Genomic DNA, 15,527 nt, shown 5'->3' with positions numbered 1-15,527 from the left:
AAAAAAATGTGATGATTCAAGAAGCGCGGCCCGGCAGCATGCGGGACAGCAGCCCATCGCGGTCGATCAGCTGGTGCTTGAGCAGGGCTGCCACATGCATGACCACCAAGGCCGCCAGCGCGTAGGCCAGGTAAGCATGCCAGGGCTTGAGGGATTCGGCCAACGCTGGGCTAGGGCTCACCAGATCAGGCAGGGGCATCATGCCAAACAGCACGATAGGAAATCCTGCTGCCGAGCTGTAGATCCAGCCGACCAGCGGCACAGCAAAGAACAGCGCATACATCAGGTGGTGCACGCCATGGTGGGCCACATGCTGCCAGGCGGGCATCGCGCGGGCGGTGGCTTCGGGCAATGCGGGAGGGCGGTGGGTGAAGCGCCACAGGATACGCACGGCCGACAAAATCAGGATCGTCATGCCGGCCCATTTGTGCCAGTTGAAGTACTTCAGCTTGGTGGGGGAGAAAGGCAGGCTGGTCATGAACAGGCCGAAGGCAAATATGCCAATCAAAGCGAGGGCCAGAATCCAGTGAAGCGCGATTGCTGTGCCGGTATAGCGGGAGTTATTGGTCGTGGTAGCCATAAAAAACGCTGCAGCGAGGAATGCAGCGGAATTGTTTGAAGCGAGTGTAGGAGCGGATCAACCGGTAGAAGTTCAGCCCAATTGATGGCGAGGTTCAAATTAATTGAATTGATCGATGCTGGCCTGGCTGGTTCCAGAACCAATGCTCATAAGCATATGCCGAGCAGGCAGAAATTGGCGCTGTACAAGGGCGCGCTAACAACAGAGATGGAGCGCGACTTTGTATCGCCTTGTATGTCGGCCGCCTTCAGCGCAGCCAGGGCCTGCGCCTCAGGCTTGCTCGCCAGCCAGCGCGGCCTGCTTCCAGGCCTGGGCGGCCGCAGCGGCATCGCCCCGGTATTCCGCCTGCCGGGCCAGGTGCTGCCAGGCACGGCGCCGCAGTGATTCCTCCTGAAGCGAAGGGGCAGCCTGCTGCAACCACTGCTGGGCCTTGCCCCAGAGCTGGCGCTGCAGGCAGGCGCATCCGGCCAAGTACTGCAGGTAGGGGTCATGGGGACGGCGCTGCTGGGCGGTTTCAATGCGGGCCAGCCAAGTGGCATCAAGCGCCCCCATGCTGTCTTCGAGCACACGCACCAGGCGCTCGGCCTGCAGGCTGGGCAGGCTGTTGTTGCCCGTTGTATAGCGCTCCCAAGCGGGCAGCAGCCATTCGCGCATCTGCTGCGGGTTGCCGCCCAGTTGCTGCAGCCGGCGCGCGGCATGGATGCCGACTTCGGGCAGGTTGCGCTCGTTTGCATCCAGGTTGCGCCAGGCCTGCATCAGCTGCTCGGGGTCATGGGCGTCGTTGATCAGCTCGGTCGCCAGGCCCTTGATGATGCTCTGCGCCGCCGCAGCTGAAAACGCACGGTGCTTGGCCAGCAGCCGGGCCGTATCCAGCGCGGTCAGGGCCTGGCGCAGCTGGCGCGCAGCCTTGAGCTTGAGGCGCAGCGCCAGGGTGCGGCGTGCGGCGCCCTGGGGCAGGCGTGCCAGTTGCTCGATCGCGCTGTGGGCATTGTGGTCATCCAGCGCCCACTGCGCGGCGCGCAGCTGGGTGCCTTCGGCCAGCTCGGGCAGGTTCTTGGCCTGGGGGGCGGTGGCTTCCTGCATCGCCAGTTCCCAGTGCTGGTCGCGCTGGGCCTGGTCCTGCAGCGCGTGCGAGCTCTCGGCCGCCAGCACATGGCCCAGCACGCGCAGCGGCAAGCCGTTGGGGATGGCGGCGCCACTGTCCTGCAAGGCCTGCTCTTGCGCCAGGGCTGACAGCGCAGCCTTGCGGGCGCGCACAAAGCGGCCGGCCTGCAGCTGGGTCACGGCATCCAGCGCTGCGCCATGCATGGCGCGCTCTTTTTGCTGAATGCGCCAGCGCTTGGCCTGGCGCGGCAGCTCGAACATGGCGCTGACGCCGCGCAGTGCGCCGTAAACCAGCACAAAGGCCAGCAGCAGCAGCACGACGACCATGTTCAGCGAGAAATCGATGCGGTAGGGCGGCCAGTGCAGGGTGACGCTGCCCTGGTTGCTGCCGGCAAACAGGGCGGCGGCCACGGCCACGGCAAACAGACCGATCAACCAAAGTGCGGCTCTCATGGCTTAGCGTCCTGCGGCCGCAGTGGCCAGTGCGGCCAGCGTGTCATTGGCGCGTGGCACTTCCACATCCTGCATGGCCTGCTGCAGTTGGTTAAGCTGCTGCGCGGCTTGCTGGCCACGGCGCGAGGAGATATCGAAATACTTGTGCACGGCATCGGCCGCAGCAGCCAGGTCATTGCGCGAGGCGTTCATTTGGCGGCCCAGCAAGGCCATGCGTGCGTTCAGGATGCGCAGCTTGAGGTTCTCACGCACAAAAAACGCCTGCGTGGGCGAGAGCAGTACCGCATCGGGGTAGTCGATGCGGCGCACGCGCACCAGGCTGCGGGCTTCTTCGTGTACCACGCCCCAGGCGGTGCTCAGCGCAGACAGCCACCAGCTCGGGGTTGCACTGTCGTCTGCAGCGGCATTCGCACTGGCTGCTGCGCCTGAAGGTGCAGCCGATGCGTTGCCCCGGTTGCGGGCGGGCGCCGTGCGGCGGGCGTTTTTGTCGAGCACGTCGTTTTGCAGCGGCAGATCATCGATCTGGCGCAGCAGGTCATCCATGCGGGCCAGCAGGCCGGCGGTGTCCAGCGATTTGCTGGCGGAAATGCGGTCCAGATCACGGGCAATGGCGCGTTGCAGCGGGGCCAGGCGCGGCTGGGCCGACACGGTCACGCGCTGCTGTGCAATCTTGAGGGCGCTGACGAGCGGGTCGGGGCTGCCGCTCAACTGGCTTTGCTGCATCGCAAAGCGCACGGCGCTTTCGATGTCACCGACCATGGTGTCATCGCGGTTGCGCGACAGGCTTTGTACCAGCTCTTCCAGCTGGCCGCGCTGCAGGGCTACTTCGCCGACGCGTGCTTCCATCACCGACATGCGCGAGGCCGTGTCGCGCGATACATCTTCGGCCTGGCGGGCCAGGGTTCGGGCCTCTACTGCCTGGCTGCGCGAGTCAGCGCTTTGAAGGGCCAGCTGCTGCTGGATGTTGTTGAGGCGCTGCCATAGCATGGCTGCGCTGATGATCGCGATGGTGGCGGCAATGCCCAAGGTCACGGACGTCCAGACCCAGGCTTGCGGCATGCGGCTGCCGGCAGGGTGGACCTGGCTGGAAGCGGTGGCCGGGTGTGGGGGCGTGGGGTTCGGTGCTTGCTCTGGCAGCGTCATAGCGCAGATTCTAACGACGCCACCACGTCTTCCAGGGCAGGCCGGCACTGCAGAATGTGGACAAATCCTGCCGCGCGGGTCGCCTGGGCGATGCGTGCATGGGTGCTGAGCGCCCGGGCAGGCGCCAATGCGCTGGCACTGAATGTGTTGCTTAAATGCATCACCGCCTCGGAGCTGCTGAACAGCCAGATGCTGCCATCCGCCAGCGCTTGCTCTGCCAATGCCAGTTGCGCTGGCGTCCAGGCGGGCGCGCGGCGCTCGTACACACCGACAAAATCCACGCCCACACCGGCCGCTTGCAACTGGCGGGCCAGCCATTCGCGGCCCGAGCCGGTCACCAGCTGGTCAATCGCACTGCCGGCACTGGCGCCGCGCACCACCAGCACGCGCTGGCCCGATGCTGCCATGGCGGCGGCCTGCGGGCCGACCTCGGTCCACAGCGATTCAGAGTCGAACTGCGGTGCATCGGTGGCGGGCTGGTCGATCAAATCGCTGGGCACACCCAGTGCCTGGGCAGCCCGCGCGGTGCCGGGGCCGGGGCACCACAGCCGGGTGTGGGGCGCCTCGCGTGCTTGCTGGGCCAACGCCTGCACCAGAGCCGGGTCCAGAAAAAAGCGTGCCGCATTGGTGCTGACCAGCATCAGCGCACCATAGCGCTGCCAGTGCTGGCGCGCCTGCATGCTGGCTGCTTGATGAGCGGGGCTGTCGGCAGCGGCGATCTCGATCAGCGGCAGGGCATCGGCCCGCAGGCCCCGCTGGCGCAACTGGGCCACCCAGTCGTCCGCTTCGGGCTGGGGGCGGGTGATGATGATGCGGTGCGGAGGCTGGGCCATGGCAGTGCTGGCGGGCAGATCAGCGGCGTACCTGGGCGCCCGCTTGCTGCAGCAGCGCTGCCACCTGCTGGCCCAGCGCATCGCCGCTGGCCAGGTCGGTGACGGCCGCGCTGGCCTGAGCAGATACCAGGGGGGCGTTGGGATTGGCTTCGTCGCCCCAGGCGGCGCGCAGCCAGAGCTGGCCGTCCTTCCATTCGCCATGGGTTGCCAGCGGCATGGAGCAGCTGCCGCCCATGCAGCGGCTGACGGCCCGCTCGGCCGTCACCGTCTGCCAGGTGCGCTGATCGGCCAGGCCGGCAAACAGGTCCAGCAGGTCCTGGCGGTCGCTGCGCACTTCAATGCCCAGTGCGCCCTGGCCGGCAGCGGGCAGCATGGTGTCGGTGTCGAAGGCATGGCGGATGCGTGCATCCAGCGCCAGGCGCTTGAGGCCCGCAGCGGCCAGCACGATGCCGTCGTACTGGCCTTCGTCCAGCTTGCGCAAGCGGGTGTTGACATTGCCGCGCAGCGGTTGGATATCGAGGTCGGGCCGCAAGGCACGCAGAAGCACCTGGCGGCGCAGGCTGGAAGTGCCGACCACGGCGCCCTGGGGCAGATCCTGCAGGCTGGCGTAGTGGTTGGAGACCCAGGCATCGCGCGGGTCTTCGCGTTCGAACACGGCCGCCAGCGCAAAACCCGGTGGCAGCTCCATCGGCACATCCTTGAGCGAATGTACAGCCAGGTCGGCACGGCCGGTTTCCAGCGCGGTTTCCAGCTCTTTGACGAACAGGCCCTTGCCGCCCACCTTGGACAGGGTGCGGTCCAGAATCTGGTCGCCCAAGGTGGTCATTCCCAGCAGGCTCACCTGGTGGCCCAGGCGCTGCAGGATATGTTGCACATGTTCAGCCTGCCACAGGGCAAGCTGGCTTTCGCGCGTGGCGATGGTCAGGGACAAGGAGCTCATGGGATGGGGCGCCACGCCAGGCCCGGTCTCCTCTTTATCGGCGGCCGGACACCTTACGTGGTCAACAAGCGGTTCACAACAGGCGGCTGATGCTAGCATGTGCAGCGCCGCTCTTTGGCGCAGTGCGACTTTGGGCGGCGTGGATCTTTCAGCACCTTTGCTTCTTCGCCCATGACCACTGCCAGCAAAAAAGACACTTCTGCAGTCGCCAAGCCCCCGGCGCGCAAAACCAAGGCGAGCAGCGCTGCCGCCACCCAGGCCGTGACGCGCCGTGCGGACAAGGACCAGCCCTTGATGGATGACATCCGGCTTCTGGGCCGGATTCTGGGCGATGTGATTCGCGAGCAGGAAGGCCAGGCCGCCTTTGACCTGATCGAGCAGGTGCGCCAGCTGTCGGTCGCCTACCGCCGCAATGACGACCAGGACGCAGAGAAATCGCTCAAGTCCTTGCTCAAGGGCCTGTCGGGCGACCAGACGGTCAGCGTGATCCGCGCCTTCACCTATTTCTCGCACCTGGCCAACCTGGCCGAAGACCGCCACCATATCCGCCGCCGCGAGATCCATGAGCGCGCTGGCAACACGCAAGAGGGCAGCATCGAGGTGGCCCTGGCGCGCCTGCGCTGGGCTGGCATCCCCGTCAAGGCGGTGTCGCAGACCCTGGCGCACAGCCTGATCTCGCCGGTGCTCACTGCCCACCCGACCGAGGTGCAGCGCAAGAGCATTCTGGATGCCGAGCGTGCGATTGCCGCCTTGCTGGTGGCGCGCGACGATATCGCCCAGCGCGCCCAGCTGTTCAACAGCAGCAAGGACACCCTGACCCCGCGCCAGCTGGCGGACAACGAGCTGCAGCTGAGCGCCCAGGTCACCCAGCTGTGGCAGACGCGGCTGCTGCGCTACTCCAAGCTGACGGTCGAGGACGAGATCGACAATGCGCTGAGCTACTACCAGGCCACCTTCCTGACCGAGATTCCCAAGCTCTACGCCGCGCTGGAGCGCGAGCTGGGCGAGCGCGACCTGGCCACCTTCTTGCGCATGGGCCAGTGGATTGGTGGTGACCGCGATGGCAACCCCAATGTCACCGCCAAGAGCCTGCAGGAAGCCTTGCGCCGCCAGTCCGACCTGGTGCTGCGCCACTACCTGACCGAGGTGCACTATCTGGGCGGTGAGCTGTCCATGTCCCAGCGCCTGGCTGGCAATACCGCTGCCTTGCAGGCGCTGGCCGCGCGCTCACCCGATACCAGCCAGCACCGCGAGGACGAGCCCTACCGCCGCGCGCTGATTGGCGTTTATGCGCGCCTGGCCGCGACCTTGAAGAACCTCAGCGGTGGTGAAGCCGCCCGCCATGCGGTGGCGCCGCAAAACCCCTACGCGACGAGCGAGGAGTTTCTGGCCGACCTGCGCGTCATCGAAGACTCCCTGCGCGACCACCATGGCCGCGCGCTGGCCGAGCAGCGCCTGTCGCCGCTGATCCGTGCGGTGCAGGTGTTTGGCTTTCACCTGGCCACGGTTGACCTGCGCCAAAGCTCGGACCAGCACGAGGCGGTGATCGCCGAACTGCTAGCCACTGCGGGCCTGCAGGCCGACTACAGCCAGCTGAACGAGGCCGCCAAGCGCGAGCTGCTGCTGCAGTTGCTGAGCGATGCCCGCCCGTTGCGCGTGGTGGGTGCCAGCTACAGCGAGCGCTGCCAGAGCGAGATGGCGATTTTCGAGCGGGCGCGCCTGTCGGTGCAGCTCTACGGCCAGGATGCCATCCGCCACTACATCATCAGCCACACCGAATCGGTCAGTGACCTGCTGGAAGTGCTGCTGCTGCAAAAGGAAGTGGGCCTGCTGAGCGGCCGCATCAACGATGGCCAATCGCGCGCAACCCTGATCGTGAGCCCGCTGTTCGAGACCATCGACGACCTGCGCCATGCGGCCACCATCATGCGCGAGTACTATGCACTGCCCCATATCGCCGCGCTGATCCAGCGCAGCGGCGCCGAGCAGGACATCATGCTGGGCTACAGCGACAGCAACAAGGATGGTGGCATCTTCACCAGCAACTGGGAGCTGTACCAGGCTGAGCTGGCGCTGGTGGCGCTGTTTGATGAACTGAGCCAACCCAACCCCGTGCAGTTGCGTCTGTTCCATGGCCGGGGCGGTACCGTGGGGCGTGGCGGCGGCCCCAGCTACCAGGCGATCCTGGCCCAGCCGCCGGGCACCGTGCGTGGTCAAATCCGCCTGACCGAGCAGGGCGAGGTGATTGCCTCCAAGTACGCCAACCCCGAGATCGGCCGGCGCAACCTGGAGACTCTGGTTGCCGCCACCTTGGAAGCCACCTTGCTGCAGCCCACCAAGCCCGCGAGCCAGGCGTTTCTGGATGCCGCCGCTGACCTGTCGGCCGCCAGCATGGCCGCCTACCGCGATCTGGTCTACGGCACCAAGGGCTTTGAGAGCTATTTCTTCAGCTCCACGCCGATCCGCGAGATTGCCGAGCTCAATATCGGCTCGCGCCCCGCATCGCGCAAGGCCAGCCAGCGCATCGAGGATTTGCGCGCCATCCCCTGGGGCTTCAGCTGGGGCCAGTGCCGCCTGACCTTGCCGGGCTGGTATGGCTTTGGCTCGGCCGTGCAGGCCTTTGTCAGCCAGGAGGGCAAGACCGCCAAGCTGCAGTGGGCCTTGCTGCAGAAGATGTACCGCCAGTGGCCGTTTTTCCGCACCCTGCTGTCCAATATGGACATGGTGCTGGCCAAGAGCGATATGGCGCTGGCGCTGCGCTACAGCGAGCTGGTGGCAGACACGCGCTTGCGCAAGCGCGTTTTCCAGGCCATCGAGGCCGAATGGAAGAGCACTGCCGAGGCGCTGGCCCTGATCACCGGCGAGGCCAACCGCCTGGCCAACAATCCGGCGCTGGAGCGCTCCATCCGCCACCGCTTTCCCTACATCGATCCTTTGCACCATCTGCAGGTGGAGCTGATCCGCCGCTGGCGCAATGGCGAGGACAATGAACGGGTGAAGACCGGTATCCATATCTCCATCAACGGCATTGCTGCTGCGCTGCGCAATACCGGTTGAGGTGATCTGCATGCGGACTGGGCTCCCTGCCATGGGCAAGGACCTGCCCCAGCGATGAGGCCCTGGCGCCAAGCCGGGGCCTTTGTTATTTTTACAGGGTAGCTGGCTTGTCTGCCTTTAAGGCACCGTTGCCCAACAAAAAGGAATTGTGATGAATGCCTATGTCTACCTCGGCGGCGCCATTGCGCTGGAAGTGATGGCCACCACCGCGATGAAGTCCTCCGAGGGCTTTACCCGCCTGGTGCCCAGCCTGATTTGCGGCATTGGCTATGTGCTGTCGTTCTACCTGCTGGCGCAGACCTTGAAGACCGTGCCCACCGGCATTGCCTATGCGATCTGGTCGGGCGTGGGGATTGTGGCGATCTCGCTGATCGCCTGGGCATTGCATGGGCAAAAGCTCGATGCCGGGGCGATGGCGGGCATGGGCTTGATCATTGCCGGGGTGCTGGTGATCAATCTGTTCTCGAAGTCAGCAGGGCATTGATGCTTGTTGTCCACAGACGCGCTGACCGCAACTATTGACACAGAAACGCCATTAGCGATTTCTAAAATAAATCTTAGAATGCTTGGTTTTGTATCGATAGCACTGAAGGGGTACCGGCATGGGGTGGATGGCAAAAATGGGGGTGGCCAGTCTGGTCAGCTGGGGCGCGATGGCGGGCTTGGTTGCTGCGGCAGGTTTGCCGAGCCAGACGGATCAGGTCTTCAAGGTGCCGGCGCTGGAGCAGCCAGCGGGCGTGCCGCAGGAGTTTGTGCGCACCAAGAGCATGGAAGCCGGTCTCGCCATCCAGCCTCTCGCCATTGATCTGGGTGAATGGGCGGGCCTGAAGTCCAGCCCCGAACTGCCTGTGCAGATCATTGGTGCATCGCGCGCCGTGCAGCAAGCCCAGTCCACCGCGCAAACAGCGCAACTGCTGCAATGGGTCACATCGGCCAACGGCGGCGCCGTGGCGGCCTTGAGTGTGCGCTCAGGCGGCGCCCAGGGCATGCGTTTGGGCCTGGTGGTGGACCAGATGCCTGGCAGCGCCATGCTGCGCCTCTATACCGACCACCAGCCTGCTGCGGTGTTCGAGATTTCCGGCCAGCGCGTCATGCAAATCCTGCAGGCCAACCTGGATGCCGGCGATAAAAGTGAAGCGGGCCGCACCTGGTGGACGCCGAGCAGCTCGGGCGAGCAGGTGACTCTAGAGATCGAACTGCCCCCAGGCACCAAGCCGGAGCAGCTCAAGGTCTCGCTGCCGCAGATCATGCACATCTACGAGAACCTGTCGCTGCCGCTGGGCACGGAGGAGACGGATGCGACTCAAGAGGATGCCAAGTCCCTGCCACTGGGCAATCCGGTAGATTGCCACCTGGATGTGAACTGCTATCCCCAGCTGCAGCTGGAGCGCAAGGGCGTGGCCCGCATGGCCTATGTGACCGAGCGCCTGGCCGATGGCAGCTACTACTACGGCCTGTGCACCGGCAGCCTGCTCAATGACGCCCAGAGCTCGAGAACGCCATATTTCCTGACAGCCGCGCACTGCATGTCCACCCAGACCCTGGCCTCGGCGCTGGAGACTGACTGGTTCTATACCTCCACCCGCTGCTCCAGCAACAGCCTCTCCCCAAGCAGTGTGAACCTGCGCAATGGGGCCCAGCTGCTCTACAGCAGCGCCAACCCGGATGTCACCCTGCTCAAGCTCCATGACACACCGCCGGCTGGCGCCGTGTTCCTGGGCTGGGACAGCAGCATCGTGCCGAACAACACGCCCGTGGTCGGTGTGCACCACCCCGATGGCGGCTTGCAGAAAATCAGCATGGGTGTGATGTCGTCGCGCTTTGACTGCCACCTCGATGGCAAAAGTGTGTTCTGCACCTCTGCGCCCAATTCTGGCAACTACTACTATGTGCCCTGGTCCATGGGCCTGACCCAGCAGGGCAGCAGCGGCTCGCCGCTGTTCAACAACGGCGCCGTGACCGGTGTCTTGACCGGGGCCTCGGAGGCCAGCTGCCGTGCCAATGGTGCCGGTGCCTACAGCTTCTACCCCAGTCTGAACAGCGTGATGCCCGCATTGCGCAAGTGGTTGGTGGATGCAGGAGCTGGCGCGACCACCCCTCCCGCATCGGGCCGCATTCCGGTTTACCGCTTCTACAACACGCAAAATGGCACGCACTTCTTCACTGCCAACGCGCAGGAGCGTGACGCCTTGATCCAAGGTGCCCCGAGCTTCCAGTATGAAAATATTGGCTTCTATGCGTCCACGCAGACGGCTGCAGCGCCACAGGCGGTCTACCGCTTCTACAACACCCTCTCGGGCTCGCACTTCTATACCATCAACGCCGACGAGCGGGCGTTTGTGATCGCGAACTATCCGCAGTTCAATGCAGAAGGGGATGCCTGGTATGCGCGCCAGGCTGCGGGAGAGGGATCGGTGCCCATGTACCGTTTCAACAATACCCTCACCGGAGCGCACTTCTACACCACCAATAGCGCAGAGCGTGATTTTGTGGAGCGGACTTATCCTCAGTTCAGGTTCGAGGGCGTGGCCTACTACGTCTGGGGCAGCCAGTAAGGCGGCACCGACCGCGCCTGTCCGCCGGCTGGAGGGTGGTCAGGCCCGGGAATCAGCAGCGATTCATCAGCCTCGTTCGACGGGGCGCGATGGGTCGCTGCACCATTCGCTCCAGCTACCGGCGAACAGCGCCGTCGGTGCGTAACCGGCAATCTCCATCGCTATCAAATTGGGCAACGCGCTGACCCCGCTGCCACACTGGTGCACCACGGTCTGCGGGTCGTGCCCGGCCAGCAGTGCATCAAACTCGGCACGCAGCTCTGCGGCGGGCTTGAAATGGCCATCTGCACCAATATTGCTGGTAAAAGGCCGGTTCAGTGCTCCAGGAATGTGGCCGGCCACCGGGTCCAGCGGCTCGACCTCGCCACGGTAGCGCGCAGGCGCACGTGCATCGATGATGGTTTGCGGCGTACACAGGGCCTGCTGCACCTGTGCGGCGGTCTTGAGCGTGCGCAGCGCCGGACGCAGCTCGAAGTTGCTCTGGAAATGGCTGGCAGGCTCGCCCGCCTCTACCGCACCACCCGCCGCCTGCCAGGCCTGCAAGCCGCCGTCGAGCACAGCCACGGCATCATGGCCGGCCCATTTGAGCATCCACCACAGGCGGCCGGCATAGTTCACGCCATTGCGGTCATACACGACGGCCTGCATGTCATTGCGAAAGCCCACCTGCGACAGCCACACCGCAAAGCGCTCCCGGCTGGGCAGCGGATGGCGGCCGCCGGAGGCTGGCGGGCCCAGGTCGGTGGCCGCGATGCTTTGGCCGTGGCTCAGGGCGCCATGCGGGGCGCTCAGGTCCTTGTCGAGATTGGCGTAGACGGCGCCCGCAATATGGGCCTGGGCAAACTGCTCGGCGCCAGCGGTTGGCTTGGTCAGGTCAAAGCTGCAGTCAAACACCATCACCTGCTGCGGGCTGGACTGCTGCAGCGCCTGCAACTGGGTGACCGTGATCAGGGTGGTGTAGGCAGTGGTAAGGGGTGGGGTGGCCATGGCGGAGCTCCAGGAAGAATCTTGCAAACATTATGTGGCAGTGCCGCGCCCGCTGCAGCCAACCCGGGTGGCATCACCATGCCGCAGGCCGTCTGCCTGGATCAGCGCTTGCGCAGTACCGTCGCGACGATGCCGCTGCCGACGATCAAGGCCATGCCCATCCAGCCGATGGCTGGAATCTGGTCGCCAAAGACCACGATGCTGAACAGGCCCGCAAACACAATGCCCGAGTACTGCAGGTTGGCGACGACCAGGGTGGCGCGGCGCGTGGTGGCCGAGCCGTAGGCGCGTGTCATCGCCAGCTGGGCACCGGCGGCCAGAATGCCGACAGGGATCAGCCACAGAGCGGGCCAGCCGGGGAAGCGGGAGGTGCCGACAAACAAGGTGGCCAGGCCGCCGGCGATGGCCGAACCCACCGCAAAGTAGAAGACCACGCGCTGCTCGGGCTCGCCCATGCGCGACAAGGCCACCACCTGCATATAGGCAAAGGCCGAGATCAGGCCGGACATCAGCCCCACCAGGCCGGCAAACATCTGGTCTGCCTCGATATTGGGGCGCAGCATCAGAATGACGCCGCAAAAGCCACTGATCACCGTCAGCACCAGCGGAATATTCAGCGCGGGCTGGTCGCCCTCGCCCTTGGGGCGCCAGGTGAGCAGGGCGCTGCCCACGACAAAGGCTGCCACCCATAGGCTGCTCATGTAGTTCAAGGTCATCGCGGTGGCCAGCGGCAGCTTGCCGATCGCATAGAACCACATGCCCATCGATGTAACGCCGATGCAGCTGCGCCAGGCATGCATCTTGGGGTAGCGGGTGGTCAGGGAGATATTCTGGCGCCGGGTGAGCCACCAGATCAGCGCCATGCTGATGAGACCCCGGTAGAACACGATCTCGGCCGCGTTGAAATACACAGAGGCGAACTTGATGCACACGCCCATGAGTGCAAACATGAACGCAGCGGCCACCATCCAAAGGGCTTGCATGGGAAACTTCTAAATAAAAAAGCTGCTATCGCAAAGCGCTAGCAGCTATATGGGTCTAGACCGGTCTAGATAGTTGGGAGTGCCTGGCTGTGGCAGATCACTTGTCTGGAACAGCGGCCTGCATCATACCCCGATACCACTCGTGGAAGTGCTGCATGCCGTCTTCCATCGGACTCTGGTAGGGGCCGACTTCGTTGTCGCCGCGCTCATACAAGGCCTTGCGGCCGGCATCCATGCGCTCGCCAATCTCGTCATCCTCGATGGCGGTTTCCATATAGGCGGCGCGCTGGGCCTGCACAAACTCAGGCTCGAAAGCACTGATTTCCTCGGGGTAGTAGAACTCCACCACATTCAGGGTTCGGTCCACGCTCAGCGGGTGCAGGGTCGAGACCGTCAGCACATGCGGGTACCACTCCACCATGATGTGCGGGTAGTAGGTCAGCCAGATCGCGCCGTGCTCGGGCATCTTGCCCTGGCGGAAGTTGAGCAGCACCTCGTGCCAGGTCTTGTAGATGTCCGAGCCGGGCTTGGCAAAGCTGGGTGCCACCCCCACCGTCTGCACCGAGTACTCCTTGGCAAACTCCCACTTCAGATCGTCACAGGTGACGAAATTGCCCAGTCCGGGGTGGAAGGGGCCGACGTGGTAGTCCTCCAGATAGACCTCGATAAAGGTCTTCCAGTTGTAGTTGCACTCGTGCATTTCGACATGGTTGAGCACAAAGCCGTCAAAGCTCAAGGCTGCTGCCGGGCCCATATTGGCCAGGTCGGCCTGGATATTGCGACCGTTGTCTTCGAACAGCAGGCCATTCCATTCCTGCAACTTGTAGTTGTTCAGGTTGAGGCAGGGGTCCTGCGCAAAATGCGGCGCGCCCAGCAGCTCGCCGCTGGGGCTGTAGGTCCAGCGGTGCAACGGGCAGACGATGTTGCCGCCAGCGCTGCCTTTTTGCTGGTGGTTCAGCGAGCCTCGGCCCTTGAGCATCACCGCCTGGCGGTGGCGGCAGACGTTGGAGATCAGCTCGGCCTGGCCTGCGGCATTGCGCACCAGGGCACGCCCTTCCTTCTCATGGGGCAGGGCGTAGTAGTCGCCAATCTCGGGAATCGCCAGCTGGTGGCCCACGTACTTGGGGCCGTTCTGGAAGATGGTTTGCATCTCGCGCTCAAACAGCGCTTGATCAAAGTAGCTTGAAACTGGAAGTTGGCTTGCGGCCTGCTGCAGTTGAAGACTTAAATCAGACATGGGTGACCTGACCTAAAGACTCCCCACAGGGAGGGTGCGCGTGCGCACGCGGAGAAAAAAATAAAACCGGCAGCAACAACAAAGGATGGCCGGTTTCGCGAAAAATGGGATTATACCCAGTGGGGTTATTCCCGTTCCGTCCATGCGTGAATTGTCATAAATGACATGGCTTGTCACTGGTTGACGGTGGCATCGACAGTCTGCCAATATTATCAAATTGATAGCTGCAGCCGCTTATTTCACCATAGATCGCCAGGATTTTTTGTGGGAATTGGCCCCGGCCTGCAGCCTCCGCCAGCACCTGCGGTCGCCGCTGTGTTCGCGGTCGCTTCCCATGCGCCTAAAATCGAGCCTTTACATCCATGCACCCGGGCACCCTGTCTGCCCCCTTTGCCCATGCCCAAGGCCACTGCTTCCAAGATGTCTGCTACGCCAGACCTGCCCGAACCCGATAACTACGAAAGCGCGCTGCAGGAGCTCGAAGGTCTGGTCGCGCGCATCGAGTCCGGTCAGCTGCCTTTGGGGGACATGCTGGCCGCCTACCAGCGCGGCGCGGTGCTGCTGGCGTTCTGCCGGGGCAAGCTTGAGGCGGTGCAGGACCAGATCAAAGTACTGGATGAGGGCCAGCTCAAGCCCTGGACCAGCGAGGAATAAGTTCTAACAATGACTTCAGCGCACGATAATTTTGCACTCTGGTGCAGCCAGGAACTCGCCCGCGTCGAAGACGCCCTCACGCTGTGGATTGCTGCCGATGCCCCCGCCAACCTGGGCGAGCCCATGCGCTACGCCGTGCTCGATGGCGGCAAGCGCCTGCGCCCCTTGCTGGTGCTGGCAGCCGCCCAGGCTGTAGGCCAGCTGGATGCCGCCCAGGCAGAGGCCGCCTTGCGCGCCGGCTGCGCGGTGGAGCTGATCCATGCCTATTCGCTGGTGCATGACGACATGCCCTGCATGGACAACGATGTGCTGCGCCGTGGCAAGCCCACGGTCCATGTGCAGTTTGGCCAGGCCCAGGCGCTGCTGGCGGGCGACGCGCTGCAGGCGCTGGCTTTCGAGATCCTGGTGCCCGAGGGCAGTGCCATCTCCGATGGCGTGCAGGCGCGCCTGTGCCGCCAACTGGCCTGGGCTGCGGGCTACAACGGCATGGCCGGTGGCCAGGCCATCGACCTGGCCAGCGTTGGCAAGCAGCTGACGCGCGACCAGCTCCAGCAGATGCACAAGCTCAAGACCGGTGCGCTGCTGCAAGCCAGCGTCGAGATGGGCGCCACCTGTGCCGGCATCCAGGGCGCAGCGCTGGCAGCACTGAAGCAATACGGCGCGGCCCTGGGGCTGGCTTTCCAGGTGATCGACGATGTGCTCGATGTGGTGGCCGACTCTGCAACCCTGGGCAAGACGGCCGGCAAGGATGCCGACAACGACAAGCCCACCTATGTATCGCTGATGGGCCTGCAGCCCGCACGCGACTACGCCCATGAGCTGCTGGCCGAGGCCCAGCAGGCGCTGGCGGGCAGCGGTTTGCCGCAGACGGCGGCGCTGGCTGCACTGGCCGACATGGTAGTGCGCCGCAGCCATTGAGTAGGCCAAATGCGCCTTGTGACGGCTTAACCGGGCTCAAGGCGCTAACATAGCCCCTTGCCATTCCAGTAAAAAAACTGCGC

The 15,527-nt window shown here is 64.3% G+C and carries 13 protein-coding genes; 5 read left to right on the top strand and 8 right to left on the bottom strand.

Annotation, left to right across the window (positions count from 1 at the left end; translation table 11 throughout):
* Window positions 1–16 precede the first annotated feature (16 nt).
* From LPW39_RS03825 to hemC, 5 genes are all read right to left on the bottom strand, one after another.
* Complete coding sequence (locus LPW39_RS03825; protein WP_230771466.1) at window positions 17–580, bottom strand: cytochrome b; 564 nt, start codon at window positions 578–580, stop codon at window positions 17–19.
* A 270-nt stretch (window positions 581–850) separates the two neighbouring features.
* Complete coding sequence (locus LPW39_RS03820) at window positions 851–2,137, bottom strand: heme biosynthesis HemY N-terminal domain-containing protein (protein WP_230771465.1); 1,287 nt, start codon at window positions 2,135–2,137, stop codon at window positions 851–853.
* Between the two features lie 3 nt (window positions 2,138–2,140).
* Entirely contained in the window at window positions 2,141–3,280 is a 1,140-nt protein-coding gene (locus tag LPW39_RS03815; RefSeq protein WP_230771463.1) for a uroporphyrinogen-III C-methyltransferase, read from the bottom strand.
* Window positions 3,277–4,113, bottom strand: a complete 837-nt coding sequence (locus LPW39_RS03810; protein WP_230771461.1) for a uroporphyrinogen-III synthase — start codon at window positions 4,111–4,113, stop codon at window positions 3,277–3,279. Before LPW39_RS03810 ends, LPW39_RS03815 begins: the two co-directional genes overlap by 4 nt.
* Before the next feature lie 19 nt (window positions 4,114–4,132).
* Entirely contained in the window at window positions 4,133–5,053 is a 921-nt protein-coding gene (hemC, locus tag LPW39_RS03805; protein ID WP_230771459.1) for a hydroxymethylbilane synthase, read from the bottom strand.
* A gap of 171 nt (window positions 5,054–5,224) precedes the next feature.
* On the opposite strand from hemC, the gene ppc reads away from it, so the two are divergent.
* From ppc to LPW39_RS03790, 3 genes are all read left to right on the top strand, one after another.
* Window positions 5,225–8,110 carry a phosphoenolpyruvate carboxylase gene (gene ppc / locus LPW39_RS03800; protein WP_407928782.1) on the top strand — a complete coding sequence of 962 codons (2,886 nt, stop codon included), beginning with the start codon at window positions 5,225–5,227 and terminating at the stop codon, window positions 8,108–8,110.
* Window positions 8,111–8,261: 151 nt separating this feature from the next.
* Window positions 8,262–8,594 carry an SMR family transporter gene (locus LPW39_RS03795; RefSeq protein WP_133858066.1) on the top strand — a complete coding sequence of 111 codons (333 nt, stop codon included), beginning with the start codon at window positions 8,262–8,264 and terminating at the stop codon, window positions 8,592–8,594.
* Window positions 8,595–8,730: 136 nt separating this feature from the next.
* Window positions 8,731–10,665, top strand: a complete 1,935-nt coding sequence (locus LPW39_RS03790; RefSeq protein ID WP_230771457.1) for a trypsin-like peptidase domain-containing protein — start codon at window positions 8,731–8,733, stop codon at window positions 10,663–10,665.
* Window positions 10,666–10,731: 66 nt separating this feature from the next.
* On the opposite strand, the gene LPW39_RS03785 is transcribed toward LPW39_RS03790, so the two are convergent.
* The 3 genes from LPW39_RS03785 to LPW39_RS03775 form a co-directional block, all read right to left on the bottom strand.
* Complete coding sequence (locus LPW39_RS03785; RefSeq protein WP_230771455.1) at window positions 10,732–11,652, bottom strand: sulfurtransferase; 921 nt, start codon at window positions 11,650–11,652, stop codon at window positions 10,732–10,734.
* A 101-nt stretch (window positions 11,653–11,753) separates the two neighbouring features.
* Complete coding sequence (locus LPW39_RS03780; protein ID WP_230771453.1) at window positions 11,754–12,635, bottom strand: DMT family transporter; 882 nt, start codon at window positions 12,633–12,635, stop codon at window positions 11,754–11,756.
* A 97-nt stretch (window positions 12,636–12,732) separates the two neighbouring features.
* Window positions 12,733–13,872: an aromatic ring-hydroxylating oxygenase subunit alpha gene (locus tag LPW39_RS03775; protein WP_230771451.1), complete on the bottom strand. Its 1,140-nt coding sequence runs from the start codon at window positions 13,870–13,872 to the stop codon at window positions 12,733–12,735.
* A gap of 396 nt (window positions 13,873–14,268) precedes the next feature.
* Between LPW39_RS03775 and LPW39_RS03770 the strand changes: the two genes are divergently transcribed.
* On the top strand, window positions 14,269–14,526 hold the full coding sequence (locus tag LPW39_RS03770; protein WP_230771449.1) for an exodeoxyribonuclease VII small subunit: 258 nt from the start codon (window positions 14,269–14,271) through the stop codon (window positions 14,524–14,526).
* A gap of 9 nt (window positions 14,527–14,535) precedes the next feature.
* Window positions 14,536–15,444, top strand: coding sequence for a polyprenyl synthetase family protein (locus tag LPW39_RS03765; protein ID WP_133858061.1), 909 nt, complete (start codon window positions 14,536–14,538; stop codon window positions 15,442–15,444).
* The last annotated feature ends 83 nt before the right edge of the window (window positions 15,445–15,527 follow it).

Origin of the sequence: Comamonas koreensis, assembly GCF_021026195.1 — a bacterium.
GTDB classification, from domain to species: Bacteria; Pseudomonadota; Gammaproteobacteria; order Burkholderiales; family Burkholderiaceae_C; genus Comamonas; species Comamonas koreensis.
Note: the sequence above shows the minus strand (reverse complement) of the source record. Positions and strands in the feature narration are given on the sequence as shown.